General features: G+C 73.8%; 18 protein-coding genes. 8 read left to right on the top strand and 10 right to left on the bottom strand.

Going from position 1 to position 26373, the window contains the following annotated elements:
- Window positions 1-21 precede the first annotated feature (21 nt).
- From ABZ565_RS27395 to ABZ565_RS27380, 4 genes are read left to right on the top strand one after another with little or no spacing between them, the layout of a single operon-like run.
- A complete protein-coding gene (locus ABZ565_RS27395) occupies window positions 22-951 on the top strand; it encodes an iron chelate uptake ABC transporter family permease subunit (protein WP_361032394.1) in 930 nt (309 codons plus the stop codon).
- Window positions 948-1733 carry an ABC transporter ATP-binding protein gene (locus ABZ565_RS27390; protein ID WP_361032244.1) on the top strand — a complete coding sequence of 262 codons (786 nt, stop codon included), beginning with the start codon at window positions 948-950 and terminating at the stop codon, window positions 1731-1733. Before ABZ565_RS27395 ends, ABZ565_RS27390 begins: the two co-directional genes overlap by 4 nt.
- Before the next feature lies 1 nt (window position 1734).
- Window positions 1735-11703: an amino acid adenylation domain-containing protein gene (locus ABZ565_RS27385; RefSeq protein WP_361032241.1), complete on the top strand. Its 9969-nt coding sequence runs from the start codon at window positions 1735-1737 to the stop codon at window positions 11701-11703.
- Window positions 11700-13100: an MDR family MFS transporter gene (locus ABZ565_RS27380; protein WP_361032238.1), complete on the top strand. Its 1401-nt coding sequence runs from the start codon at window positions 11700-11702 to the stop codon at window positions 13098-13100. Before ABZ565_RS27385 ends, ABZ565_RS27380 begins: the two co-directional genes overlap by 4 nt.
- 53 nt (window positions 13101-13153) lie before the next feature.
- Here the strand turns inward: ABZ565_RS27380 and ABZ565_RS27375 are convergent, their stop codons facing one another.
- Complete coding sequence (locus tag ABZ565_RS27375; RefSeq protein ID WP_361032235.1) at window positions 13154-14101, bottom strand: methionyl-tRNA formyltransferase; 948 nt, start codon at window positions 14099-14101, stop codon at window positions 13154-13156.
- 245 nt (window positions 14102-14346) lie between these two features.
- Between ABZ565_RS27375 and ABZ565_RS27370 the strand changes: the two genes are divergently transcribed.
- From ABZ565_RS27370 to ABZ565_RS27360, 3 genes are all read left to right on the top strand, one after another.
- Window positions 14347-15699 (top strand): lysine N(6)-hydroxylase/L-ornithine N(5)-oxygenase family protein, encoded by a 1353-nt coding sequence (locus tag ABZ565_RS27370; protein ID WP_361032232.1) that lies wholly within the window; start codon window positions 14347-14349, stop codon window positions 15697-15699.
- A 135-nt stretch (window positions 15700-15834) separates the two neighbouring features.
- Window positions 15835-16056 carry an MbtH family protein gene (locus ABZ565_RS27365; protein WP_361032229.1) on the top strand — a complete coding sequence of 74 codons (222 nt, stop codon included), beginning with the start codon at window positions 15835-15837 and terminating at the stop codon, window positions 16054-16056.
- Complete coding sequence (locus tag ABZ565_RS27360; protein ID WP_361032226.1) at window positions 16053-16562, top strand: GNAT family N-acetyltransferase; 510 nt, start codon at window positions 16053-16055, stop codon at window positions 16560-16562. Before ABZ565_RS27365 ends, ABZ565_RS27360 begins: the two co-directional genes overlap by 4 nt.
- 37 nt (window positions 16563-16599) lie before the next feature.
- Here ABZ565_RS27360 and argB read toward each other — a convergent pair whose 3' ends face one another.
- The gene (argB, locus tag ABZ565_RS27355; RefSeq protein WP_361032223.1) at window positions 16600-17442 is read right to left on the bottom strand and encodes an acetylglutamate kinase; all 843 of its coding nucleotides are present in this window, start codon (window positions 17440-17442) and stop codon (window positions 16600-16602) included.
- A 96-nt stretch (window positions 17443-17538) separates the two neighbouring features.
- Window positions 17539-20913 (bottom strand): pyruvate carboxylase, encoded by a 3375-nt coding sequence (locus tag ABZ565_RS27350; RefSeq protein WP_361032220.1) that lies wholly within the window; start codon window positions 20911-20913, stop codon window positions 17539-17541.
- A 265-nt stretch (window positions 20914-21178) separates the two neighbouring features.
- On the opposite strand from ABZ565_RS27350, the gene ABZ565_RS27345 reads away from it, so the two are divergent.
- Window positions 21179-21928: an IclR family transcriptional regulator C-terminal domain-containing protein gene (locus ABZ565_RS27345; RefSeq protein ID WP_361032217.1), complete on the top strand. Its 750-nt coding sequence runs from the start codon at window positions 21179-21181 to the stop codon at window positions 21926-21928.
- A gap of 18 nt (window positions 21929-21946) precedes the next feature.
- Here the strand turns inward: ABZ565_RS27345 and ligD are convergent, their stop codons facing one another.
- The 7 genes from ligD to ABZ565_RS27310 form a co-directional block, all read right to left on the bottom strand.
- On the bottom strand, window positions 21947-22918 hold the full coding sequence (gene ligD, locus ABZ565_RS27340; protein WP_361032214.1) for a non-homologous end-joining DNA ligase: 972 nt from the start codon (window positions 22916-22918) through the stop codon (window positions 21947-21949).
- 43 nt (window positions 22919-22961) lie between these two features.
- Entirely contained in the window at window positions 22962-23546 is a 585-nt protein-coding gene (locus ABZ565_RS27335; RefSeq protein WP_361032211.1) for a hypothetical protein, read from the bottom strand.
- Between the two features lie 3 nt (window positions 23547-23549).
- Entirely contained in the window at window positions 23550-23810 is a 261-nt protein-coding gene (locus ABZ565_RS27330; protein ID WP_361032209.1) for a hypothetical protein, read from the bottom strand.
- A gap of 154 nt (window positions 23811-23964) precedes the next feature.
- Window positions 23965-24597: a class I SAM-dependent methyltransferase gene (locus tag ABZ565_RS27325; RefSeq protein WP_361032206.1), complete on the bottom strand. Its 633-nt coding sequence runs from the start codon at window positions 24595-24597 to the stop codon at window positions 23965-23967.
- A 94-nt stretch (window positions 24598-24691) separates the two neighbouring features.
- Window positions 24692-25210, bottom strand: a complete 519-nt coding sequence (locus ABZ565_RS27320) for an HAD domain-containing protein (RefSeq protein WP_361032203.1) — start codon at window positions 25208-25210, stop codon at window positions 24692-24694.
- A 23-nt stretch (window positions 25211-25233) separates the two neighbouring features.
- A complete protein-coding gene (locus ABZ565_RS27315) occupies window positions 25234-25968 on the bottom strand; it encodes an SDR family oxidoreductase (protein WP_361032200.1) in 735 nt (244 codons plus the stop codon).
- Between the two features lie 142 nt (window positions 25969-26110).
- Entirely contained in the window at window positions 26111-26278 is a 168-nt protein-coding gene (locus tag ABZ565_RS27310) for a DUF6381 family protein (protein ID WP_164401256.1), read from the bottom strand.
- Window positions 26279-26373: the final 95 nt, after the last annotated feature.

Genomic DNA, 26373 nt, shown 5'->3' with positions numbered 1-26373 from the left:
GTCGCGGTGCTCGTCGCCCTGATGCTGGGCCTCGGCCTCCTCGGGCTGTGCTACGGGGCGTCATGGTCGTCGCCCTCCCGGGTGTTCGCCGTCCTCACCGGCTCGGAGCACTCCGTGGTGATCCGGGACTGGCGGCTGCCGCGCGTGCTCGCCGGCATCGTCTTCGGCCTGGCACTCGGTGTCGCGGGCGCCCTCTTCCAGAACCTCACCCGCAACCCCATGGGCAGCCCCGACGTCATCGGGCTCGACGCCGGCGCCTACACCGGCGCCCTCGTCGCCCTCACCGTGCTGTCGGGCACCTCCGCCCAGCTGGCCGTCGGCTCCGTGGCCGGCGGACTGGTCGTCGCCGCCGCCATCTACCTGCTTTCGCTCGAACACGGCTTCTCCGGGCTCCGGCTGGTGGTCATCGGAATCGCCGTGAACGCGATGGTGACCGCGATCAACTCGTGGATCGTGCTGCGCGCCGAGCTGGAGGTGGCCATCGCCGCCGTCGGCTGGAGCGCCGGCTCCCTCAACGGCGTCGGCTGGGAGGACCTGGGCATCCCGTTCGCCGTGATCGCGGTGCTGCTGCTCCTGATGACCACCCGGGCCCACGCCATGCACCAGGCGGCGCTCGGCGACCCGGTCGCCGTGACCACCGGCGTCGGGCTCGACCGGCTGCGGCTGCTGATGGTCGTGGTCGGCGTCGGCTGCACCGCCACGGTCACCGCCGTGGCCGGGCCCATCGCGTTCATCGCGCTGGCCGCGCCGCAGATCGGCCGCCGGCTCGCGGGCGCCGCCGGCATTCCGCTGATCCCGGCCGCGCTGACCGGGGCGGTCCTGCTCCAGGGCGCGGACCTGGTGGCGCAGATGCTGCTCGCCCCGGTCGCCCTGCCCGTGGGCGTCGTGAGCACCGCGATCGGCGGTTGCTATCTGATCTGGCTGCTGACCAAGGAGGTGAGGCGCGCGTGACCGCACGCCTGACGGCGCGGGAGATCACCCTGCGCTACGGAGACCGCGTCGTGTCCACACGGCTCACCCTCGACGTACCCGACGGCGCCTTCACCGCCATCGTCGGGCCCAACGCCTGCGGCAAGTCGACCCTGCTGAGCGCGCTCGTACGGCTGCTCAAACCGCACTCCGGGCAGGTGGAGTTCGACGGTCGCGAGGTCGGCGCGTTCGGCACCAAGGCGCTGGCCAGGCAGCTCGGCTTCCTGCCGCAGGACCCCACGGCACCCGAGGACATCAAGGTCCGGCAGCTGGTGGCCCGGGGCCGCTTCCCGCACCAGTCGATGCTGGCCCTGTGGTCGGACGGCGACCAGGCGGCCGTCGACGGGGCCATGGCCGCCGCCGGCGTCGCGGACCTGGCGGACCGGCCCGTACAGGAACTCTCGGGCGGGCAGCGGCAACGCGTCTGGATGGCGATGGTGCTCGCCCAGCAGACGCCCTACATGATGCTGGACGAACCCACCTCGTTCCTCGACATCACCCACCAGTACCAACTGCTCGGCCTGCTCGCCAAGCTGCGCAACGAGGGCCGCACCGTCGTCGCGGTCCTGCACGACATCAACCAGGCGTGCCGGTTCGCCGACCACCTGGTGGCCATGAAGGCCGGCGAGGTGGTCGCCGAGGGCGACCCCGCGGACATCGTGGACGCCACGCTGATCAAGGACGTCTTCGACCTGCCCAGCGTCGTCGTCCCGGACCCCGTGACCGGCACTCCGATGGTCGTCCCCACCCTGCAAGGAGAGTAAGTTGACCCCCGCGAGCGTGCCCCCGGACGGCCTTCTTCCGCTGACCGGCGCCCAACTCGGCATCTGGAACGCCCAGCGCATCGAACCCGACTCGCCGTACTACGTGGTCGGCGACGTGATCGAGATATCCGGCGAGGGACCCGTCGACACGGACGCGCTCGCGCGGGCGGTCCGGGCCACCACCGAGGAGGCCGAGAGCCTGCGGCTCAGGGTGTACGAGACGCCCGAGGGCCCACGCCAGGCCGTCGGCACCGGACCCGTCGCCCTCCCGCCGCTCGTCGACGTGAGCGCCGAGGCCGACCCCGCCGCCGCGGCCCAGGCGCTGGTCGACGCCGAACGCGCCCGGCTCGCCGAGGCGTGCCGCGGCATGACGGACCGCCCGCTCCACTCCCGTACCGTCATCAGACTGTCCGACCGCGAGGTCTGGTACACCCAGCTCGGCCACCACCTCGTCTTCGACGGCTACACCGCCGCCCTGCTCGCCCGCCGCACCGCAGCCCACTACACCGCCCTGGTCCGTGGCACCGAACCGCCCCGCTCGACGTTCGGCGCGTTCGCGACGCTCGTCGCCGAGGACACCGCGTACCGCGAGAGCGACCGGGCCGCCGAGGACCGCGCGTACTGGGTCGAGCGCTTCACGCCGCTGCCCGACGTCGACGCCCAGGACGGGCCCGACACGGCCGGCGCGCCCGCCCGCACGCTCACCGCGCGGGCCGTCCTGAGCGCCGAGGAGACCGCCGCCCTGCGCGCCTTCGCGGACGCGGAGGGCGTCGCCTGGGGCGAGGCCCTGATCGCCTGCTACGCCGCCTTCCTGCACCGCATGCTCGGTCGCACCGACGTCGTCTTCGCGCTGCCCCTGATGTGCCGGACCGGCTCCGCCGCGCTGCGGACCCCCGCCATGGCCGTCAACGTGCTGCCGATGCGGGTCACCGTGCGCGGCGACGACCGGCTCGGCGAGCTGAGCCGGCGCGTGGCCACCGCCATGCGCGAGATGCGCGATCACCAGCGCTACCGGGGCGAGGACCTGCCCCGCGACCTCGGCGTGCCCGGCGCCGGCGCGCTGCTGCACGGACGCGGCATCAACCTCAAGGCGTTCGACCTGACGCTCGACTTCGCCGGGGCGGCCGGCGTCATGCGCAACGTCGCGGGCGGACCGCCCGAGGACATGGGCCTCAGCGTCCTGCCCACCCGCGACGGCGGGCTCCTGCTCGGCTTCGAGGTGGACGCCCGCGCCAAGGATCAAGCGGCCGTCGACAGCCTGATGAGCGGGCTGCGCGCCCTGCTCGCCGGGCTCGTCGAGGGCCTGCCCGTCGCCCGGATCGCGCTCACCGGCGAGGGGCTGCCCGCCGGGTGGAGCCCGCCCGCCCTGCCCGGCACCCCCCTCGACGTGCCCGCCGCCTTCGACGCGATGGCCGCCGCCGGACCCGGGAACACCGCCCTGGTCTGCGGCGACGAACGGCTGACCGCCGCCGGACTCGCCGACCGGGTCCACCGCGTGGCCCGCGCCCTGCGCGCCCGGGGCGTCGGAGCCGAGGACATCGTCGCGCTCGCCCTGCCGCGCTCGGCCGACGCCGTCGTCGCTCTGCTCGCCGTGCTGGACGCGGGCGCCGCCTTCCTGCCGCTGGACGCCGCGCACCCGCCCGAGCGGCTGCGCGAACTCGTCGCGGACACCCACCCGGTCCTCGTCCTCACCGACGGCACGGTCGACGGACTGCCCTGGAAGACCCTCCTGGCCGAGGCCGCGGACCTCTCCGGCGCCCCGCTGACCACCGCCGAACTCTCCCGGCCCCGCCACCCCGAGCACCTGGCCTACGTCATCCACACCTCCGGATCGACCGGCCGCCCCAAGGGCGTGCTCGGCCGCACCGGCGGGCTCGCCGCGCTGCTGCACCACCAGCGGTCCACGGTCGTCGCGGAGGCCGAACGGGCCACCGGCCGCCGGCTGCGAGCCGCGCACACCTACTCCTTCGCCTTCGACTCCGCCTTCGAACACCTCGTCTGGCTGCTCTGCGGCCACGAACTCCACGTGTACGACGCCGAGACCGTCCGCGACGCGGACGCCCTGCTCGCCTCGTACACCCGCGACGGCATCGACATCATCGACACCACACCCTCGATGGCCGCCCCGCTCATCGACGCCGGCCTGCTCGACCTGCCGCCGGCGCTCCTGCTCCTGGGCGGCGAGGCGACCCCGCCCGCCCTGTGGCACCGCGTCGCCGCCTCCGGGATCGCCGCGCGCAACATGTACGGGCCGACCGAGGCGACCGTCGACGCCACCACCGCCCGCATCGACGGCGGTGACCCGGTCATCGGACACCCGCTCGCCGGCACCCGGGCCTACGTCCTGGACAACGCCCTCCAGCCCGTCCCGCCCGGCACGGCCGGCGAACTGTACCTCGCCGGACCGCACCTGGCCCGCGGCTACCTGGGCCGGCCCGGGGCCACCGCCGAGCGCTTCGTCGCCGACCCCTTCGGCGCCCCCGGCGACCGGATGTACCGCACCGGCGACGGGGCCCGGTGGCTGCCCGGCCGGGGCCTGGAATACGGCGGCCGGGGCGACGGACAGGTCAAGATCCGCGGCCACCGGGTGGAGACCGGCGAGGTCGAGCAGGCCCTCGCCGCCCTGCCCGGGGTCACCGCGGCGGCCGCCCGGGTCCTGTCCTCACGGCTCGTCGGCTACATCGTCTCCGCTTCCGTCACCGGCGACGAGGCACGCGCCCGGCTCGCCGAGCGGCTGCCCGAACACATGGTGCCCGCGGCCGTCGTGGTCCTCGGCTCCCTGCCCGTCACGCCCAACGGCAAGCTCGACCGCGCAGCCCTGCCCGCGCCCGCCCTGCCCGGCGGCGGCCGGGAACCGAGCACCGCACGCGAACGGCTGCTGTGCACCGTCCTCGCCGACGCGCTCGACGTCGAACGGGTCGGCGTGGACGACGACTTCTTCGCCCTCGGCGGGGACAGCATCACCGCGATCACCGTCAGCAGCCGGCTGCGCGCCCTCGGCCTCGGACTGCGCCCGAAGGACCTGCTGGCCCGCCGCACCTTCGCCGCGCTCGCCGCCTCCGCCGAACTGCTCGACGGGGCGGAGGCCCCGGCCGACGAGCCGGTCGGCCCGGTGCCGGCCCCGCCCATCGTGCGCGCCCTGCTCGACCCGCACCCGGACATCGACACGGTCGCCGGATACGCCCAGTGGACCGCCCTGTACGTGGACGCGCTCACCCCGGACGAGCTGACCCGGGGGGTGCAGGCCCTCATCGACCACCACGACGCGCTGCGGCTGCGCGTGGCCGGCGAGCCGGAGATCCTGCCCCGGGGCACGGTCCGGGCCGCCGTCGAGGAGGTCACCGGCGAAGAGGTGGCCGCCCTGGCCCGTCGGCTCGCCGGCCGGCTCGACCCGCGCACCGGCGACCTGGTCCGCGCCGCCCTGCTGCGCACGGGGGAGGGCGCGGAGGACCGGCTCGTCGTCGTCGTGCACCACCTCGCCATGGACGGCGTGTCCTGGCGCGTCCTGCTGCCCGACCTGCACACCGCCTGCGCCGGCGGCGCCCTCGAACCCGTCGGCACCTCCTGGCGCCGCCACGCCCAGCTCCTCGCCGACCAGGGCAGGACCGGCGCCCGGCGCGGTGAACTCTCCCACTGGCGTACGGCCCTGGGCTCGGCGTCCCGGCTCGGCGCCCGCCCCCTGGACCCCGTACGCGACACCGTGGCCACCGCCCACCGCTCGGTCACGACCGCCTCGCACGAGGCCACCGAGGCCCTGCTCACCACGCTGCCCGCCGCCTACCGGGCCGGCGTGGACGAGGTCCTGCTCGCCGCCCTCGTCCTCGCCCTGCGCGGCTGGGGCCTGCGCGGCGACACCGTCACCGTGACCATGGAGGGACACGGGCGCGAACACCTCGACCTGGCCCGCACGGTGGGCTGGTTCACCAGCGAGTACCCCGTCCGCGTGCCCGCCTCCGACGACGTCCGCGCGACGCTGCGCGCCGCCAAGGAGGCCCGCCGCGCCGCCCCCGACAACGGCATCGGATACGGGGTGCTGCGCCACCTCGACCCGGAGGCGGGCCCGGAACTGGGCGCGACGCCGCCGCCGGACGTGCTGCTCAACTACCTGGGCAGGTTCGCCCCACCGGCCGCCGACGGCTGGCGGCTCCCCGAGCACGACGCGTTCTCGGTGACCGAGCCCGACGCCAAGGCCCTCGAACAGGTGCTGGCCCTCAACTGCTTCGTGCACGAGGGCGACACCCCCCGGCTCGCCGTGGAATGGACCGCCGCCGGCGAGGTCCTGGGACCCGACGCCGTGGCCGCCCTCCAGGACTGCTGGGCCGCCGCGCTCGACGCGCTGGCCGCGCACGCCCTGCACACCACGGGCGGGCTCACCCCCTCCGACCTGCCGCTGGTGGCCCTCGACCAGGAGGCGATCGACGCCCTGGAGCGCACCGGCCGGGTCAGCGACGTGCTGCCCGCCACCCCGCTCCAGCTCGGTCTTTCCTTCCACACCCTGGTCCGCGACGACACGGAGACCGATGTCTACGTCGTCCAGGCCGTCACCACCCTGTCCGGGGAACTGGATCCGGACCGGATGGCCCGCGCCGCCCATGAGCTGCTGCGCCGCCACCCCGCGCTCCGCGTCCACCTGGGCACCGTCGGGGACGACGTGGTGCAGGTGATCCCGGCCGACGTCGACCTGGAATGGCGGCAGGACGACGACTTCGCCGAAGCGGCCCGCACCGACCTGGCGCGCCCCTTCGACCCGGCGCGGCCGCCGCTCATCCGCTTCCTGCTCTCCCGGGTCGGGCCCGCCGAGCACAAGCTCGTCATCACCAACCACCACGCCCTGCTCGACGGCTGGTCGATGCCCATCGTCGGCCGCACCCTCCTCGCGATCTACGCGGAACTCGGCGGCGGCCCCGCCGCACCCGCCTCCCCGCCCCTGCCGGAGTACTTCCACTGGCTGGCGGGCCGGGACGAGGAGGCGTCCGTCGCCGCTTGGCGCCAGGCGCTCGCGGGAGTGGACGACGCGACCCGGCTGGCCCCCGCGAGCACCGGCAACGCCGTGCAACGGCCGGGCCGGGAGACCGTCGAGCTGGGCCGCGAGTTCAGCGCCCGGCTGCGCGCCTTCGCCCGGGAGCAGGGCATCACCCTGACCACGGTCCTCCAGACGGCGTGGGGCCTGCTCCTCGGCAGGCTCACCGGCCGCCGCGACGTCGTGTTCGGCTGCCCGGTCTCCGGCCGGCCCGCCGAGGTGGACGGCGTCGAGTCGATGATCGGCCAGCTCGGCACCACCGTCCCGGTCCGCGTCCGGTACACCCCGGACCGCACGGCTACGGACCTCATGGCCCAGGTGCACGCGGAGAGCGTCGCCCTCGCCGAGCACCACCACGTCGGACTGCCCGGCATCCAGCGGGCCGCGGGCATCGGCGAACTCTTCGACACGATGCTCGTCATGGAGAACTTCCCGCTCTCCAGCCGCACCCGCACCCCGCTCGCCCCCGGCCTCGACCTCAGCGGCGTCGACATCACGGACGCCACGCACTACGCCCTCACCGTCATCGTGATCCCGGGCGACGAGATCACCGTCGGCCTCGGCTACCAGCCCGGCGCGTTCGACCGGGACACCGTGCGCGACTACGGCCGCTGGCTGCGCAACCTGCTCCACGAGATCACCGAGGACCCGGACAGGCCCGCCGTCGCGCTGCCGGCCCTCGACGCCGACGAGCGCGCCCGCATGCTGCGTACGGGCACCGGGACCGTCGCCGCGAAGGAACGCGGCCACTGGCTGGACGAGTTCGCCGGCTGGGTCCGGCGCAAGCCCGGCGGCGAGGCGCTGGTCTGCCGCGACCGCAGCCTCTCGTACGACGAACTCGACCGGCGGGCCAACCGCCTCGCCCACGCGCTCATCGCGCACGGCGTCCGGCCCCAGGACCCCGTCGCCGTCCTCATCGGCCGGGACATCGAGATGACCGTCGCCCTGTTCGGCGTCGCCAAGGCGGGCGCGGTGTACGTACCGATGGACGCGGCCTACCCGCGCGAACGGCTCGCGTACATGTTCGACGACATTGTGCCGGCGGCCGTCGTGACGACCGGTGCCGAACTGCCCGTCGACCGCGAGCTCCCCGTCCTGCGCCTGGACGTCCCGGCCACCCTCGCCTCCGTACCGGACACCGACCCGGCCGAAGCGCGCGCCCGGCTCACCGACGACGCACTCGCGTACGTCATCTACACCTCGGGCACCACCGGCCGGCCCAAGGGCGTCGGCGTCACCCACCGGGGTGTGCCCGATCTGATCGCCCTCCAGGAGGAGGTCGTCGGCGTCACCGAGCACGACCGCTATCTGCACTTCGCGTCGACCGGCTTCGACGTGGCGTTCTGGCAGACCATGGTGCCGTTGCTGTCCGGCGGCACGTCGGTCATCGCGCCCGAGGAGGTCCGGGTACCCGGCGACGAACTCCTCGACTACATCGCGGAACACCGGGTCACCGGCGTCAACCTGCTCCCGTCGTTCCTCGCGGCCATGCCCGACGACCGCACCGTCGACCCCGACGTGTTCTTCGTCGTCGGCGCCGAACGGCTCGACCCGGAGCTGGCCCACCGCTGGGGCCGGGGCCGCCGGGCGCTGTTCAACGCCTACGGGCCGACCGAGGTCACCATCAACTCCACCACCTGGCGCTACGACCCGGACGACGCCGGACCGCTGCCGATCGGCCGGCCCGATCCGAACGTCCGCGCCTATGTGCTCGACGGCGGACTCCAGCCGGTCGGCGTCGGCGTCACCGGCGAGCTGTACCTGGGCGGTCCGAGCGTGGCCCGCGGCTACCTGGGCCGCCCCGGGCTGACCTCCGGCGCGTTCGTCGCCGATCCGTACGGGCCGCCCGGCACCCGCATGTACCGCACCGGCGACCTGGTGCGCTGGCGGCACGACGGACAGCTGGTCTTCCTCGGCCGCGCCGACCACCAGATCAAGGTGCGCGGTTTCCGCGTCGAACTCGGCGAGATCGAGACCGCCCTCACCGGGCACCCCGATGTCCGCGCAAGCGCCGTCGTGATGCGCGAGGGCCGGCTCGTCGGCTACGTCATCCCGACCGACGACGCCGACCCGGACACCGCCGAGGTGCGCGCGTACCTCGCCGAGCGGCTGCCCGACCACATGGTCCCGACCGCGCTCGTCCCGCTCGACCGGCTGCCGCTGAGCCCCAGCGGAAAGCTCGACGCCTCGGCGCTGCCCGCCCCCGCCACCGTCGCCGCCGCCCGGCGCGAACCGGCCACCGAGGCGGAGGCGCTGCTGCTCGCCGTGTTCCGGGACATCCTGGGCCGCGACGACATCGGCCCCGACGACAACTTCTTCGATGTCGGCGGCGACAGCATCGTCTCCCTCCAGCTGGTCTCCCGGGTGCGCCGCCAGGGGCTGGGGCTGAGCCCGAAGGACGTGTTCGACGGCGAGACCGTCGCGGGCATCGCCGCCCGGGCCCGCGCCCTGGACGGCGAGGCCGCCCCGGCCGTCGGGGACGCCCCGCTGACCCCGGTCATGCGGGACCTGCTGGACCGCGCGGGAAAGGCCGCCGACGGCTTCTGCCAGTGGGTGGAGGTCTGCGTCCCGGCCGGCGGCGACGAGCAGAGCTGGGAGGCCGTGCTCGACGCCCTGCTGGCCCGCCACGACGTACTGCGCGCCCGCCTCGGCGACCGGCGCGACGTACTGCACATCCCGCCGGCCGGCCAGGTGACCGGCGCCGACGTCCTGACGCGCGTCCCGGCGGACGGCGACCCGCGCGCCGCCGCCGACGCCGCGACCGCCGCCGCACGCGAGGCGATGGACCCGTGCACCGGACCACTGCTGCGCGCGGTCTGGGTGGACGCGGGGCCCGACCGCCCCGGCCGGCTCGTCCTGGTCGCCCACCACCTGGTGGCCGACGGCGTCTCCTGGCGCATCCTCCTGGACGACCTGCGGCACGCCCACGACGGGGGAGAGCTGACCCGGCACGGGCAGTCCTTCCTCGGCTGGGCCCGCACCCTGCGGGAGTCCGACCGGAGCGCCGAACTCCCGCACTGGCGGCGGATGACCGCGACCGAGCCCCTGGCCCGGCCGCTCGACCCCGCGCGGGACACCGTGGACACCGCCGCGCACCACGAGGTCCGGCTCGACCCGGACACCACCCGCGCCCTGGTCACCACCCTGCCCGCCGCCCACCGCACCACCCCGGACGCCGTCCTGCTGACGGCGCTCGCCCAGGCGGTACGCGACTGGCGCGGCGTCCCCGAACTGCTGGTCGCCCTGGAGAGCCATGGCCGGCCGCGCGAGGTCGACCTCTCCCAGACCGTCGGCTGGTTCACCGCAATCCACCCCGTCCGGCTCGACGCCGGCGACGACGTGCGGGCGGTACGGGAACGGCTGCGCGCCCAGGGCGACGGCCTCGGCCATGGCATCCTCACCGCGGCGGGCCTGCTCGACCCGGTCCGCCCGGAGCTCGCGTGGAACTACCTCGGCCAGTACGCCGGCGCCCCGGAGACCGAGACGCCGTGGCAGCCGGCCCCGGACGCCGACCCGCTCGGCTCCGACGGCTCCGGTGCGATGCCCCTCCCGTACAGCCTGATGGTCAACGCCCTGGTGCGCGACGACCGGCTCGGGGTGCGGATCACCTGGCCGGACGCGCTGTTCACCGGCGCGGAGATCGAGGAGCTGGCGGAGCGCCTGAGGGCCGCGCTCGTGCGGGTCGCCGCCGCGCCGGAGACCGGTGCGCTCGGGGACCGGCCGGTCGCCGCCGTGCACCCGCTGAGCCCGTTGCAGGAGGTGATGCTGCGGCACTCGCGCACCGAGCGTCCCGACCCCTACACCGTGCAGTCGGTGTTCTCGCTCGCGGGCCCGCTCGACACCGCGGCCCTGCGCGGCGCCGGTGACGATCTGCTGGCCCGGCACCCCAGCCTGGGCGCGGTGTTCCCCGCCTCGCTGGCGGTCATCCCGGACGCGCCCCGGCCGGAGTTCCGCGTCACCGACGCACCGGCCGACGAGGTGCTGGCCGCCGACCTCGCCGAACCCTTCGACCTCGCGCACGGCCCGCTCTACCGGATCACCGTGATCCGGATCGGACCCGAGCGCGCCGACCTCGTCCTGACCAGCCATCACGCCCTGTCCGACGGCTGGTCCGCCCCGCGCATCCTCGGCGAGCTCTTCGCCCTGTACACCGCGCGGACCGGTCACACCGCCCCCGCCCTGCCGGCCCCCGTGCCGTTCGCGGACTACCTGGACTGGTGCGCCGAGCACGAGCCGGACCTCGACGCCTGGGCGGCCGAGCTGGAGGGGCTGCCCGAGGGCGACTACCTGGGCGGCGACGGGAGCGGACCGGCCTGGCAGGAGCCCGAGGTCATCACGTTCGACGCGGCGCTCGTGGCCGGGCTGACCCGGCTCGCCGCCCGGCGCGGACTGACCCCGAACACCTTGGTACAGGGCGTCTGGTCGGTGCTGCTGGCCCGGCGCTCCGGGAGGCGGGACGTCTGCTTCGGCGCCATGGTGTCGAGCCGGCCCCCGGCGCTCGACGGAGTGGAGGAGATCATCGGCCTGCTCGCCAACACCGTGCCGGTACGGGCCCGGCTCACCGGCACCCTGGCCGCCGCGCTCACCGACCTCCAGGCCCGCCAGCGCGACCTGGTCGAGCACCACCACGTGGCCCTGTCCGACCTGGAACGGCTCACCGGCCGGCGCAGGCTCTTCGACAGCATGGTGGTCTTCGAGAACTATCCCGTCGACCCGGACCGCCTGCGCGAGCCCGCCCCCGGACTCACCGTGCTCTCCACCCGCTTCCGGGAGTCCACCCACCACCCCGCCACGCTGACCGTCATGCCGGACGGCGACGGCTGGACCGGTGTGCTCGCCCACCGGGCCGGCACGGACACCGACGGGCTCGCGGCCCAACTGACCGATCTGCTAAGGAATATGGAGCAGTACCTGGACGCCGATGTGCACGGTCTCCTGGAGGACCGATGACCACGGCGCCGCCCCCGCCCGCCGAACGCGTGGACCGGGGACTGCTGCGGGTCGCGTTCATCCTGGTCCTCGGCACGTTCATGGCCTCGCTCGACGCCACCATCGTCAGCGTCGGACTCGACCGGCTCACCGAGGAGTTCGGGGCGTCCGTCGCCGAGATCCAGTGGGTGTCCAGCGCGTACCTGCTGGCCGTCGTCGCCGCCGTCCCCGCGTCCGGCTGGCTGGCCGGCCGCTTCGGCGGGCGGCGGGTCTGGCTCGCGGCGGTCGGCGTGTTCCTGGTCGGCTCGGTGCTGTGCGCCTGCGCCTGGTCGGCGACGAGCCTCATCGTGTTCCGCGTGATCCAGGGGCTCGGCGGCGGCCTGCTCCCCGCGACCGGGCAGGCGCTGCTCGCCCGGATCGCGGGTCCCGGGCGGACCGGCAAGGTGATCAGTGTCGTCGCCGTGGTCCCGCTGCTCTCACCGGTGTTCGGGCCGCTCGCCGGGGGCTCCGTGCTCGCGGTCGCGCCGTGGCCCTGGCTGTTCCTGGTCAACCTGCCGATCGGCGCCGCGGCGGTCCTGCTGGCCCGCCGTTACGTGCCCGTGGTCCCCCCAACCCCGCAGCGGACGGCGTTCGACCTGCGCGGGGCACTGCTGCTCTCACCGGGCCTCGCGGTGCTGGTGTACGGGCTGACCGAGGTCGCCCACGACCGCGCCGCCCCGGCCGCGATCGGCGTGGTGGCCGGAGTCGTCATGCTGGCCGCGTTCACCGTGCACGGGCTGCGCACCCCGGGCACTCCGCTGGTCGACCCCCGGCTCTTCGCCCGGCCGCCCTTCGGCGCCGCCGCCCTCGCGCTGGTGGTGCTCGGGGCGTCCGTGTTCGGCACCACGTTCCTCTTGCCGCTGTACTTCCAGTCGGGCCGGGGGATGTCGGCCTGGGAGGCGGGGCTGCTGCTCGCCCCCCAGGGGCTGGGCGCGGCGGCCGGTTCGGTGCTTGTCAACCGGACCATCGGCACGGTCGCGCCGAGGACCCTGGTGGTGGCCGGCATCGTGCTGATCGTCGCCGGGACCGCCCCGTTCACCTGGCTGGGGCACGGGGTCCCGGACGCGGTGATCGCCTCGGCGCTGGTGGTGCGGGGCTTCGGGATGTCGATGGTCGGCGCGCCGGTGATGAACATCGTCTACAGCCGGATCGAGCCGGAGCAGCTGCCCCGGGCTGCGGGCGCGCTCAACCTCTTGAACACGGTGGGCGGTTCGGTCGGCACGGCGGCGGTGGCGGTGATCCTGGAGAACCGGCTCGCCGCCACGGGGGCGGACGTCCCCGCGGCCTTCGGTGACACCTTCTGGTGGGTGCTCGGCTTCTGCCTGTTCGCCGCCGCCGCGGCGACGCGGCTGCCCCGTGCCCAGCCCCGGCAGGCGTAACGGGACATGGGTGTTGCCCCGGCCGCTCGGCCGGGGCAACACCCATGCGGGGGTCAGGGGCGGCTGGTCAGATAGCCGCCCATGGAGGTGAAGTACTCCGTCGCGGGCAGCTCGGTGCCGTCCTCGGTGCGGACCCGGGTGACGGCCAGGCCGTGGTTGCGACCGGTGCGGGCGTCGGAGCCGGCGACGATGACGACGCCCTCGCCCTCGTGGTAGAAGATCCGGCCGGGCGTTCCGCCGTAGCGCCCCTCGGAGACCACAGCGGCCAGGATCTCGATCCGCTTGCCCCGGTGGAAGGTGAAGGCGCTGGGGTACGGGGCCGACTGGGCGCGCACCAGGCGTTCCAGGTCCTCGGCCGGCCAGGTCCAGTCGATCCGGATGTCCTCCTCGGCGCGCTTGTGGAAGAACGTGGCCTGCGAGCGGTCCTGGGGGGTGAACTCCGTCTGTCCGTCCGCGATCAGGGCCAGTGCCTTGGTGGTGACGGGGGCGATGAGGCCGACGGTCTTGTGGAAGAGGTCGGTGGCGGTGTCCCTGGGGCCGACCGGGACGGATTCCTGCCGGACGATGTCCCCGGCGTCCAGCTCGTCGTTCATCATGTGCGCGGTGACGCCCACCTCGCTCTCGCCGTTGATGAGGGCCCAGATGAGCGGCGAGAAGCCCGCGTACTTCGGCAGCAGCGAGTCGTGCACGTTCAGGGTGCCCCGGCGGGGGAGCGCGAAGATGCGCGGCGGGATCCACGTACGCCAGTTGTTGGCCACGATGACATCGGGGTCGGCCGCCTTCAGGCGCTCGTACAGCTCGTCGTCGTCCGGACGGTTGCGGATGAGGACCGGGACGCCGTGCTCCTCGGCGAGATCGGCGACGGAGTCGCTCCAGATCTTCTCGTACGCGTGCTCGCTCCTGGGGTGGGTGACGACCAGCACCACGTCGTGCTCGGAGTCCAGGAGGGCTTGCAGGGTGCGGTGCCCCCAGGTCTGGTAACCGAACATGACGACCCGCATGGGGTTCCTCCTCGACGTAGAGACAGAGCCAGGTAAGTAAAGCAAGGCTTACCTTATCTTGCAACGGAAGTGCGAGGCCCCCCAGTTGGGCCGCCCGGCGCGGGGGTGTCCGGATCGCACCTGTCGACAAGCGTTGACGGATTAGCTTAGGCTCACCTAAGTTCATCGGGTCGTCGTTTCGGCGTGCCCGTCCATCGCCCGTTCCCCACATCCGACAGGCGGCTTCCCCGCACGATGGGAGTGACATGTCACAGGCTCGTCCTGGCGACGCAGCACCGGTCCACGACCTCATTGGCATCGGCTTCGGGCCGTCCAATGTGGCCATGGCGATCGCGATCAGCGAGCACAACGCGCGCTCCGGGACGCGGGAAGCGGTGACGGCCCAGTTCTTCGAGCAGCAACCGGCCTTCGGCTGGCACCGGGGCATGCTCATCGATGACGCCACCATGCAGGTCTCGTTCCTCAAGGACCTGGTGACACTCCGCAACCCGGCCAGTGAGTTCAGCTTCCTCTGCTACCTCAAGAGCAAGGGACGCCTGATCGACTTCATCAACCACAAGAACCTCTTCCCGCTGCGGGTCGAGTTCCACGACTACTTCGAGTGGGCCGCCTCCCAGGTGGACGACCTCGTCTCCTACGACCACGAGGTCGTCGGGGTGACCCAGGTGGTCGAGGATGGTGTCGTGGAGTTCCTGGACGTCACCGTCCGGTCGGGGGAGGGGCTCACGGTCCACCGCGCCCGCAACCTGGTCATCGGCACGGGACTGCGCCCGCTGGTGCCCGAGGGCTTCGAGCGCGGCGACCGCGTCTGGCACAACTCCGAACTGCTGAGCCGGGTCGCCGGGTTGGACGGCACCTCGCCCTCCCGCTTCGTGGTCGTGGGCGCCGGGCAGAGCGCCGCCGAGAACGTCGCGTATCTGCACCGCCGCTTCCCCGAAGCCGAGATATGCGCCGTCTTCTCCCGCTACGGCTACAGCCCGGCCGACGACAGCAGCTTCGCCAACAAGATCTTCGACCCGGACGCGGTGGACGAGTTCTACGCGGCGCCCGAGAGCGTCAAGCGCCGGCTGATGGGCTACCACGGGAACACCAACTACTCCGTGGTCGACATCGACCTCATCGATGACCTGTACCGGCAGATGTACCAGGAGAAGGTGCTCGGCACCGAGCGGCTGCGCTTCCTCAACGTTTCCCGGCTCACCGATGCCGTGGAGGCCCCGGACGGGGTGCGCGCCACCGTGAGGTCCCTCGTCACCGGCGAGGAGACCGTGCTCGACGCCGACGTCGTGGTGTTCGCCACCGGCTACAGTCCGGCCGACCCCCTGCACCTCCTGGGCGAGGCCGCCGAGTACTGCCTGCGCGACGAGGAGGGCCGGATCCGCGTCGAGCGCGACTACCGCATCGCCACCGACGCCGCGCTGAACTGCGGCATCTACCTCCAGGGCGGTACGGAGCACACCCACGGCATCACCTCGGCCCTGCTGTCCAACACCGCGATCCGGGTCGGCGAGATCCTGGACTCCCTGCTGGACCGGAGCGTGAAGTCCGCGCCCGACGCGGCCCGTCCGGTCGCCGACGGAACCGGCGGCCTCCGCTAGCCGCCACCGGCCCGGACCGGCCGCCGAAGAGAAACGGCGGCACCGGGCCCACAGCGGACAGCGTGGACCCGTCCGAAACCGACGCACACCCCGACGGGCCGTCACCGGCCCGTCGGCCCGAGGAGATCCTGCCCCATGAGCACCAACCCGTTCGACGATCCCGAAGGCCGCTTCCTGGTCCTGGTGAACGACGAGAACCAGCACTCCCTGTGGCCGTCCTTCGCCGAGGTGCCCGGCGGCTGGACGGTCGCCTTCGAGGAGAACACCCGCGAAGCGTGCCTGGAGTACGTCGAGGCCAACTGGACCGACCTGCGGCCCCGTTCGCTCGCCGCGTCGATGGAGGCCTCCGGCTCGTGACCACGGCCGCGCCGCGCCCCGTACCCCCGCCCCCGCCGTCGCTCCGGCGGGCGCCGCGCGTCCGGACCGCCGGGTCCGGCGACGCCGCCGCGCTCGCGGAGCTGTCCCGGCCGTTCGCCCGCTCGGGCGCCCTGCGCGAGCGGCCCGACTCCCTCTACGCCGCCCGCGCCGCCGAATTCCTCGTGGCGACCGGGCCCGACGGCCGGGTCGAGGGCTGCGTGGGCCTGCGGATGTACGAGGGGGAGGGGGGCCACGCGGGCGTCCTGTACAACTTCTGCGTGGCGGGGCACCGGCAGGGGCGCGGGGCCGGCGGCGCCCTCCTGCGGACCGCGCTGGCCCTGGGGCGCGCCCAGGGGCTCGGCGCCCTCTTCACCGCGACCGCCGGGGACGGCCGGCTGTTCCGCCGGTACGGCTTCGCGCCTGCGGCCGCCCGTCAGGCACCCCGCACCTGGGCCGAATCCCTGGATCCCCGGCGCAACGCGCTGATTCTCACCCGCACCCTGTGAGCGCGGGGCGCCGGCCTTCCCCCGGCGCCCTCGCACGTCAGGCCGGGGCCACGACGTGGTGCTCGTGCGGCACCACCGTGGTCCCCGTGCCGTCCCCGCCGAGGATGCTCCGTAGCACCGCGTGCGGCACCCGGCCGTCCAGCACGTCCGCCCTGCCGACCCCGCCCCGTACCGCCCGGAGGCAGCCCTCCATCTTCGGCAGCATCCCGCTCGCCAGGCCCGGCAGCAGCCCCTCCAGGGCGTCCGCCGTCAGGCGCCCGATCACCTCGGTGCTGCGCGGCCAGTCCGCGTACAGGCCCGCCACATCCGTCAGGACCACCAGCCGTTCCGCGCCGAGCGCCACGGCCAGGGCGGAGGCGGCGAGATCCGCGTTGACGTTGTAGACCTGCCCGTCCGTGCCCCGGGCCACCGGGGAGACCACCGGTATGTGACCTTGCGTCAGGAGAGCCCGCACCATGGCGGGGTTGACCTCCACGACGTCCCCGACCTGGCCGATGTCCACCGGTACGCCGTCCACCCAGGCAGGCCGCCGCACGGCCGTCATCGTGTGCGCGTCCTCGCCGGTCATGCCCACGGCGTACGGTCCATGGCTGTTGATGTGGCCCACCAGTTCACGCTGGACCCGGCCGGACAGCACCATGCGGACGACGTCCATGGTCTCCGCCGTGGTCACCCGCAGGCCCGCCTCGAAGCGGCTCTCCAGCCCGAGGCGATCGAGCATGGCGCTGATCTGCGGGCCGCCCCCGTGCACGACGACCGGGCGCAGACCCGTGCGCCGCAACTCCACGACGTCCTCGGCGAAGCTCTGTTGGAGCAGCGCGTCGACCATGGCGTTGCCGCCGAACTTGATGACGACGACCGGTCCCGAATCCTCTTCCATTTAGCTAAGCCTAACCTTAGTTGACTCGGTGTTGGCCAAGGAGAAGCCCGCCGGCGGAGGAAGTCCCCCTCCGCCGGCGGGCGGCACCGTGCGTGGTCAGCCGATTTCGATGAGCAGGTCGCCCGCCTCCACCTGCTGGACCCGGCCGATGGCCAGACGGCGCACCGCACCGGCGGACTGGGCGGTGATCGACGCCTCCATCTTCATCGCCTCGATCGTGGCGACCGTCTGCCCGGCCGACACCGACGCACCCTCCTCCACCTGGAGTGTCACCACCCCGGCGAACGGCGCCGCGACATGCCCCGCGTTGCCCCGGTCCGCCTTCTCCGCCGCCTTCACCTCGGTCGCCACCGACCTGTCCCGCACCGACACCGGCCTCAACTGCCCGTTGAGCGTGGCCAGTACGCTGCGGAAGCCGCGTTCGTCCGCCTCCGAGATGGCCTCCAGCTCGAACAGCAGCGTGACCCCGGGTTCCAGCGTGACCGGGTGCTCCGTCTCCGGCTCCAGCCCGTACAGGAAGTCGGGCGTCGGCAGCACCGAGGTGTCGCCGTACGCCTCCCGGTGCGCGGTGAACTCCTTCGTCGGGCCGGGGAACAGCAACCGGTTCAGCGTCGCGCGCGGCGACTCGCGCAGCGCCTGGCGGTCCTCCTCCGACAGGTGCGGCGTCTGCGCCTTCGTGGGACGGCCCTGGAGCGCCCGGGTGCGGAACGGCTCGGGCCAGCCGCCGGGCGGGTCGCCCAGCTCACCGCGCAGGAACCCGATCACCGAGTCCGGCACGTCGAACTTCCCGGGGTCCGACTCGAAGTCCGCCGCCTCCACGCCCGCGCCCACCAGGTGCAGCGCCAGGTCCCCGACCACCTTCGAGGACGGGGTCACCTTCACCAGCCGGCCCAGCATGCGGTCGGCCGCCGCGTAGCAGTCCTCGATCAGCTCGAAGCGGTCGCCGAGACCCAGGGCGATGGCCTGCTGCCGCAGGTTGGACAGCTGGCCGCCCGGGATCTCGTGGTGGTAGATCCGGCCCGTCGGCGAGGCGAGCCCCGACTCGAAGGGGGCGTACACCTTGCGCGTGGCCTCCCAGTAAGGTTCCAGGTCGCCGACCGCCTGGAGCGAGAGGCCCGTCGCGCGCTCGGTGTGGTCCGTGGCCGCCACCAGCGCGGACAGCGGCGGCTGGCTGGTCGTCCCGGCCATCGAGGCGACGGCCGCGTCCACCGCGTCCACCCCGGCGTCGATCGCGGCGATCAGCGTGCCCAGCTGGCCGCCCGCAGTGTCATGGGTGTGCAGGTGCACCGGCAGGTCGAACCGCTCGCGCAACGCCGTGACCAGGGTGCGCGCGGCCGGCGGACGCAGCAGCCCCGCCATGTCCTTGATGGCGAGCACATGGGCGCCCGCCTCCACGATCTGCTCCGCGAGCCGCAGGTAGTAGTCCAGCGTGTACAGGGTCTCGCCGGGGTCCGACAGGTCGGCGGTGTAGCACAGCGCCACCTCCGCGAGCGAGATACCCGTGGCGCGCACCGCGTCGATCGCCGGACGCATCTGCGACACGTCGTTGAGGGCATCGAAGATGCGGAAGATGTCCATCCCGGCCGAGGCCGCCTCCGAGACGAACGCCTCGGTGACCTCCGTCGGGTACGGGGTGTAGCCCACCGTGTTGCGGCCGCGCAGCAGCATCTGCGTACAGATGTTGGGGACCGCCTCACGGAGCTTGACCAGCCGCTCCCACGGGTCCTCCGCGAGGAACCGCAGCGCCACGTCATAGGTGGCCCCGCCCCAGCACTCCAGACTCAGCAACTGCGGGACGGTGTGCGCCACATGCGGCGCGACCGCCAGCAGGTCCCGGGTACGCACCCGGGTGGCGAGCAGCGACTGATGGGCGTCGCGGAACGTGGTGTCGGTGACCGCGACCGCCGACCGGGCGCGCAGCTCGGCGGCGAACCGCTCGGGCCCCAGCTCGGCCAGGCGCTGCCGCGAACCGGGCGGCGGCGTGCCCGGCGGCAGCGCGGGCAGCTTGTCCGCCGGGTCGATGACCGAAGGGCGGGGCCCGTACGGCCGGTTGACGGTGGTCTCCGCCAGATAGCTGAGCATCCGGCTGCCCCGGTCGGCCGAGGGGCGGGCCCGGATCAGCTCCGGGTGCTCGTCGATGAAGGAGGTCGTGATGCGCCCCGCCCGGAACTCCGGGTGGTCCAGCACCGCACCCAGGAACGGCAGGTTGGTCGCCACCCCACGGATACGGAACTCGGCGATCGCCCGGCGCGCACGGCGGGCCGCGTTGGCGAAGTCGTGGCCGTGGCACGTGAGTTTGACGAGCATCGAGTCGAAGTGCGCCGACACCTCCGCACCCGTGTGGACGGTCCCGCCGTCCAGCCGCACACCGGGACCGCCGGGGGAGCGGTACGCGGAGATGGTGCCGGTGTCCGGACGGAAGCCGTTGACCGGGTCCTCCGTCGTGATGCGGCACTGCATCGCGGTGCCGTTGAGGGTGATGGCGTCCTGGCTCAGGCGGAGTTGGGGCAGCGTCATGCCCGCCGCGATGCGCAGCTGCGCGATCACCAGGTCGCGGCCGGTGACCTGCTCCGTCACCGTGTGCTCGACCTGGATGCGCGGGTTCATCTCGATGAAGACGTGGTTGCCGCGCTCGTCCACCAGGAATTCGACGGTGCCCGCGTTCACGTACCCGATGTGCCGGGCGAAGGCGACCGCGTCGGCACAGATCCGCGCCCGCAGCTCCGGGTCCAGATTCGGGGCGGGCGCGATCTCGACCACCTTCTGATGGCGGCGCTGGAGCGAGCAGTCACGCTCGTAGAGGTGCACCACATTGCCCTCGGCGTCGGCCAGGATCTGCACCTCGATGTGGCGGGGGTTGATCACCGCCTGTTCCAGGAAGACCGTCGCGTCCCCGAAGGCGGACCGCGCCTCGCGCATCGCCGCGTCGATCGCCTCGCGCAGCTCACCGGCCTCGGCCACCCGGCGCATGCCGCGTCCGCCGCCCCCGGCGACCGCCTTCACGAACACCGGGAAGCCGATCTCCTCCGAGGCCGCGACCAGTGCGTCCACGTCCTCGGACGGCTCGGACGACCTCAGCACCGGCACACCGGCCTCCCGGGCCGCCGCCACCGCACGCGACTTGTTGCCCGTCAGGTTCAGCACCGGCGCCGGGGGCCCGACGAAGGTGATGCCGGCCTCCGCACACGCCGCCGCCAGGTCCGGGTTCTCCGAGAGGAAGCCGTAGCCGGGGTAGATCGCGTCGGCCCCCGCCTTGCGGGCCGCCTTCACCACCTCGTCCACCGACAGGTACGCCCGCACCGGGTGCCCCGGCTCACCGATCCGGTACGCCTCGTCCGCCTTGGCCCGGTGCAGCGAGTTGCGGTCCTCGTGCGGATACACGGCCACCGTGGAGATGCCCAGCTCGAAGGCCGCGCGGAACGCGCGGATCGCGATCTCCCCGCGGTTGGCGACCAATACCTTGTCGAACATCGAACTCCCCAGTCGTGTCGCGGGTGTGTGGCGTCGAGGACGGGCGGTACGGCACGGACACGCTGCTCCGCGTCGGAGACCGTACGGCGGTGGCGAGGTGCTCCGTGACCGGCCGGGTGCGGAGCGTTCGACACCGTACCGGAGACTTCCCCCGAGATCGCGAGCGCAAAAGATGGCTTGCGTCACGCCCCAAAACGTCCCCCGGGTGCAGTCCTGCCGCCAGGAGGTTTTGCCGGTTCCCGGCGGCGGGGCCATGCTGGTGGGCATGGCCGACCACCCCGGCCCCGAACCCGTCGTCGCCGTCCGGCGCGCCCTCCGCCTGCTGGAGGCCGCGGGAGCCCACGGGGAAGGGGCCACCGCGCAGCAGCTGGCCCGGGAGGCGGGGCTTCCCCCGGCCACCGGGCACGGGCTGCTGTCCCTGCTGGTCGGTGACGGCTACCTGAGGGAGCTGGAGGACCACACCTACGTCCTCGCCGACGACACCCCGGCCGGTGGCATCGGCGCGCAGCCGGTGCCCGCGCGGGTGCGGCCCGCCCTCACCGCCCTGCGCAACGACCTGTGGGCGGCCGCCTATCTGACCCTCTATGTGGACGGCGAGATCCGGGTCATGGAGATCGTGGACAGCGCCCGCACCCCGCGCGTGGACCTGTGGGTGGGCCTGGACGAGGCCGGGCACGCCACGGCGCTCGGCAAGACCGTGCTGAGGGAGCTCGACGACGAGGCACGGGCCGAGTACTTCTCCCGGCACGACCTGACCGGGCTCACCCCCCGGACCATCACGCACCGGGAGGAGCTGGTCCAGCAGCTCGACGCGTCGCCCGCCCCGGTGGTCATGGACCGCGAGGAGTACGTACGCGGCACCACCTGCGTGGCGGTCCCCGTGTACAGCGGCGAGCAGATCGGCTCCCTCGGCATCTCCTTCCGGTCCGACCGGATGTACCGGACCTCCCAGGTCCGCGAGGAGCTGCTCTCGGCCGCCGTCAGCGTGTCCCGCAGGCTCACGCTGCCCGGCTGACCCGGTCCGCCCCGCCGTTCAGTCCAGCCGGGTCAGGTCCGGCCGCAGCCGCTGCCACACCGGATGACGCAGCCGCCCCGCCGCCGTCCACTGCGACGCGCTGACCTCCGCCACGAGCCGGGGCTCCACCCAGTGCGCCCCGGCCACGTCGACCGGGCCGGTGAACGGCGACTCCGGACGCGCGATCACCTTCAGGTACCCCCTCAGCTCGCCCAGCTCCTGATCGGACATCCCCGACCCCACGGACCCCGCGTACCGCAGGCCGGCCGGCTCGTCCGTCCCGACCAGCACCGCCCCGGGGACGCCCGGGGGCGCGCCCTTGCGCTGGGTCCAGCCCCCGATGACCACGTCCAGCGTCTCGACCCTCTTGGTCTTGCGCCAGTCGGGTGAACGGAGACCCGGTGTGTACGGAGAGGAGAGCCGCTTGGCGACCAACCCCTCCAGGCCCCCGCGCACGACGGTCTCCCACGCCGTCGCGCCCTGCCCGCGCACATGGGACGGCACCGACCAGTGCGGCCCCGCGGACAGCAGACCGGCCAGGACCGCGCGGCGCTCCTCGTAACCCAGCGCCGACAGCGTCCGGCCGTCCAGGTACATCACGTCGAAGACCACCAGGTGCACGGGGACGTCCAGCGCCAGGCGGGCGGCGCGGCGGGCGTTCAGGACGCCCATCCGGCGCTGCAGCAGCCCGAAGTCGGACCGTCCCGCCGCGTCCAGGACCACGATCTCGCCGTCCAGGACCACGCTGCGGCCGCGCAGGACGTCGCCGAGGGCATGCAGCTCCGGATAGGTCGGTGTGACGTCGTTGCGGGCCCGTGAGGTGAGCCGCAGGGTGCCGTCGCCCGGCGTCGCGACGACACACCGGGCACCGTCCCACTTGGCCTCGAAGGCCCACTCCGTGTCCGGTACGGGGAGCGGACCGGGCACGGCCAGCATCGGTGCGATCCACGGGGGCGGCGCCCCGGAGGCGTCGGCGGGGGTGGGGGCCATAGCCTCCATGGTCGAACGGCCGGCCGGTCCTCGCAGTCCGAGCTCACGCCGCCCAGGCGGACACGGTCAGCGTGCCCGCGAGGACCTGCCACAACGCCCAGGCGCCCGCACGGCTCGCCGCGCCGCACAGCGTGCTCCTGGTGCAGTCCGTCTCCCGGTCCTGCCACGCGGCGACGTCGAGGTAGTGGAAGCCGAAGGAGCGGGTGAAGGTGAACCGGATGTGCAGTCCGTCGCCCAGGTCGTGGCCGGGGAGCGTGGCGATCTGGAGGTGGTCGCCGGCGGCGGACTCCACGCGCACCGGATTGCCGCCGAGCAGATCGCACGCGTCGCCCGTACGGACGCGGCCGGGGCAGCTCCCGCTCACCGGGAACAGCCGGAAGTTGTCGGTGAGCTGCCGGCGTACGGCCTCCGGCGTGGTGAACGGGTGTACGCCGAGCCCGTAGCCGTACCAGTACAGCAGTCGCCGGCCGTCGAGGCAGCGCTCGCGGCCGGGGTCGCACGCCGCGGGGGAGTGCGACGCCGCGCGCGCCGGAGCCGCGTGCCCCGCCGGGGCGGCGAGCGCCAGGGCGAGGCACGGGGCCACCGCGAGCGCCAGGGCGCGCCGGGCGGCCCGGCGCTCACGGGGCACGGCTCAGCCCGGTGACTCGTCCGGCACCGGATGCTCCGGGTGCACTCCGGCGTTACGGGCGGCGCCGCGACCCGACCCGGACTCGTCGGGGTCGGGCAGGTCGTTCTGCCCCTCGTCCCCGTCCTGCCCGGTGCGCGGCGGGGCCGGCACGTCCATCGGGTCCTCGCCCTCCTGGGCCTGCTGGTCGGGCATGTCCGCGGGCACCGGAGGGGGGCTCGGGGACGCTCCCTCGTGGACAGGGCCCTCTGGTCTGCGGTCGGTCATGGAAGATCCTCCGTCGTCGTCCCCGCGGGCAGGCGGCGGGGCATCGGCAGCCTCGCGGTGCCGGGTACCCGCGGCGGGTCGGCCAACTCATTGTGGGCCGGTCCGGTCCGCACGGCATTTCCGCCGGACGCGGGACGACGGCGTACGACCCCGCTCAGCGCACCCGGGCGAGCAGGAACATCTGCGGTTCGGGCACCGCCGCCGGGATGGCGGGCACGAACATCGTGCTCTCCCGGGACAGGACGGTGAACCCGGCGTCCTCCACCAGCGCCGCGAACGCGTCCTCGCCGAAGCTGGTCACCTCGACCGGCTGACCCATGAACGTGCCGCCGACGCCCTCCACGTCGAACGGCACCGTCGCCACGGCCAGATGGCCCCCCGGCCGCAGCACCCGCGCGGCCAGGCGCAGCACGTCGGCCTGGTCCCCGCGCGACATCTGCAACAGCGCGAAGTACATGCACACCGCGTCGAAGGAACCGTCCTCCAACGGGAGCGTGCGGATGTCGGCGCAGCGGAATTCGGCCCCCGGCACCTGGCGCGAGGCGATGTCCACCATCACCGGTGAGACGTCGACCCCCAGCACCTCGTGCCCGGCGTCCACGAGGGTCTGCGCCGTCGGCCGGCCCGTACCGCTCCCCACATCCAGCACGCGCCCGTGCGGCGGCAGCACCCCCAGCAACCGCTCCAGCGAGGCACGATGCATGGCCGAAGCGGCGAACGCCGCCTCGTAATCGGTGCCGAGAGCGTCGAACACGGCTGCGGCGGTGCGACCTCGTCCCGCTGACATGGCAGGCCCCTTCCTGTTCCGGTGCACCCCCACTTCTACTGCACCGGGCGCACCCCCACCGCGAAACAGCGGGAATCCGGTGCGCCGCGCTTCTCTACACCGACCGCAGCCACGCCTCGATGGACCGGAGGCCGTCCCCGGTCAGGCCCAGGACGGGATCGACGCGGTGGAGCAGGGCCGGGGCGCCGTGGTGGCCCGCCACCCAGCGCCGGTCGGGCTCGCCGATCTCGTCGTCGACCCAGACGAACGCGCGCCCGGCCGCCCGCGCCACGAGCGTCCGGGTCTTCCAGTGCAGCCCCGCCCGTGCGTCCCGCGCCTCCTGCTCGGACGAGTCCGGCCAGGCGACCACGTCCAGGACGGGAAGGCCGAGCCGGGGCGCGACGACCGTGTTCGCCTCGGCCTCCCAGGTCGTCGCCCAGACCAGCGTGCAGGGCAGCGCGCCGAGCCGGGGCCCGAGCGACGGATCGACCCTCGCCAGCAGCGGGTGCGTCACCGCACCGGGCGGCACCGGCCCGTGCGGATACGTCCGGTGACCGCCGGGGCGCGTTCCGAACGGGATCAGGGGGCCGTCGATGTCGAGGAAGAGCAGGGGGAGTGCGTCCGGGGCAGTCACCCCGGCAGCGTATCGGCCGCCCCTCAGCGCCCGCCCGCCACCCGCAGCACCGTCCCCGTCGCGTACGCGGCGTCCGGGGAGAGCAGCCAGGCGACGGCGCCCGCGATCTCGTCCGGTTCGCCGGGGCGGCCCAGCGGGATGCCGGGGCCCAGCTTGTCGGGGCGGGCCGGGTCCGCGTGGAATTCGGTGCGGATGACGCCGGGGGCGACCGCGTTGACGCGGATGCCGGACGGGCCGGCCTCCTTGGACAGGCCGACGGTCATCGTGTCGACGGCCCCCTTGGCGGCGGCGTAGTGCACGTACTCGCCGGGGCTGCCCAGGGTGGCGGCGGCCGAGGACACGTTGACGATCGCCCCGCCGCCCGAGGCCGTCATGTCCCGCACCGCGCGGCGCGCGCAGAGCAGGTAGCCGAGGACGTTGACCTCCAGGGCACGCCGCATACCCGCCGCGTCGGCGTCCGCCAGGGGGCCGACCGGGCCGCTCATCCCCGCGTTGTTGACCAGGCCGGTGACCGGACCCAGCTCGGCGGCGGCGGTGTCGAAGAGGCGGTCCACATCCGCCTCGTCCGCCGTGTCCACCCGGACCGTCACACAGCGCCGGCCCGTCCCTCGTACCGCCTCGGCGACCTTCTCCGCCGCATCGGCGTCCGAGTGGTAGGCCAGAGCGATGTCATGCCCCTGACCCGCCAGACGTACGCAGACCGCCGCACCGATGCCGCGGCTGCCTCCGGTGACCACGGTGACCGGTTGAGCGTTCATGGCAGGCCCCACTTCTCTCGTACTCGCGTGCGGCCCCATCGTAGGCGGGGATGATCACCCGCCTACGACGGGCCGGAACGCGGCGGTGGACTGTCACCCACTCATGGAAGAGTGACAGTCCACCGGTCTGTGCGCCCTGCCATCACACGGGAAGGCCGTCCGGCCGCTCGCTCTGCTCCTGGAGCTTGCGGGCCTTCTCCTGGAGCCGGCGGCGCTGCTCCGGGTCGCTGGTGCGCTCGGCGGCCTCGGTCAGGTGGCGCGCCTTCTCGCGCATCTGCTGGGCGCGGTTCACCTCTCGTGCAACGCTCATCGTCACTCCTCGGGGACGTAGGGGAGAGCGGGCCCCTTCAGGGAAGCAGCGCGCCGTCACCAACGCACGCCGAAGCATCACGCACCGTGAAGGCC

The sequence above is a fragment of the Streptomyces sp. NPDC016469 genome (assembly GCF_040632905.1).
GTDB lineage: Bacteria > Actinomycetota > Actinomycetes > Streptomycetales > Streptomycetaceae > Streptomyces.
Note: the sequence above shows the minus strand (reverse complement) of the source record. Positions and strands in the feature narration are given on the sequence as shown.

What these genes read in the sequence shown, in the direction of transcription:
- ABZ565_RS27395 (WP_361032394.1), top strand. Translation starts at nt 22, where the DNA reads ATGCTGGGCCTCGGCCTCCTCGGGCTGTGCTACGGGGCGTCATGGTCG.
- ABZ565_RS27380 (WP_361032238.1), top strand. Translation starts at nt 11,700, where the DNA reads ATGACCACGGCGCCGCCCCCGCCCGCCGAACGCGTGGACCGGGGACTG.
- ABZ565_RS27375 (WP_361032235.1), bottom strand. Translation starts at nt 14,101, where the DNA reads ATGCGGGTCGTCATGTTCGGTTACCAGACCTGGGGGCACCGCACCCTG.
- ABZ565_RS27370 (WP_361032232.1), top strand. Translation starts at nt 14,347, where the DNA reads ATGTCACAGGCTCGTCCTGGCGACGCAGCACCGGTCCACGACCTCATT.
- ABZ565_RS27365 (WP_361032229.1), top strand. Translation starts at nt 15,835, where the DNA reads ATGAGCACCAACCCGTTCGACGATCCCGAAGGCCGCTTCCTGGTCCTG.
- argB (WP_361032223.1), bottom strand. Translation starts at nt 17,442, where the DNA reads ATGGAAGAGGATTCGGGACCGGTCGTCGTCATCAAGTTCGGCGGCAAC.
- ABZ565_RS27350 (WP_361032220.1), bottom strand. Translation starts at nt 20,913, where the DNA reads ATGTTCGACAAGGTATTGGTCGCCAACCGCGGGGAGATCGCGATCCGC.
- ABZ565_RS27345 (WP_361032217.1), top strand. Translation starts at nt 21,179, where the DNA reads ATGGCCGACCACCCCGGCCCCGAACCCGTCGTCGCCGTCCGGCGCGCC.
- ligD (WP_361032214.1), bottom strand. Translation starts at nt 22,918, where the DNA reads ATGGCCCCCACCCCCGCCGACGCCTCCGGGGCGCCGCCCCCGTGGATC.
- ABZ565_RS27330 (WP_361032209.1), bottom strand. Translation starts at nt 23,810, where the DNA reads ATGACCGACCGCAGACCAGAGGGCCCTGTCCACGAGGGAGCGTCCCCG.
- ABZ565_RS27325 (WP_361032206.1), bottom strand. Translation starts at nt 24,597, where the DNA reads ATGTCAGCGGGACGAGGTCGCACCGCCGCAGCCGTGTTCGACGCTCTC.
- ABZ565_RS27315 (WP_361032200.1), bottom strand. Translation starts at nt 25,968, where the DNA reads ATGAACGCTCAACCGGTCACCGTGGTCACCGGAGGCAGCCGCGGCATC.
- ABZ565_RS27310 (WP_164401256.1), bottom strand. Translation starts at nt 26,278, where the DNA reads ATGAGCGTTGCACGAGAGGTGAACCGCGCCCAGCAGATGCGCGAGAAG.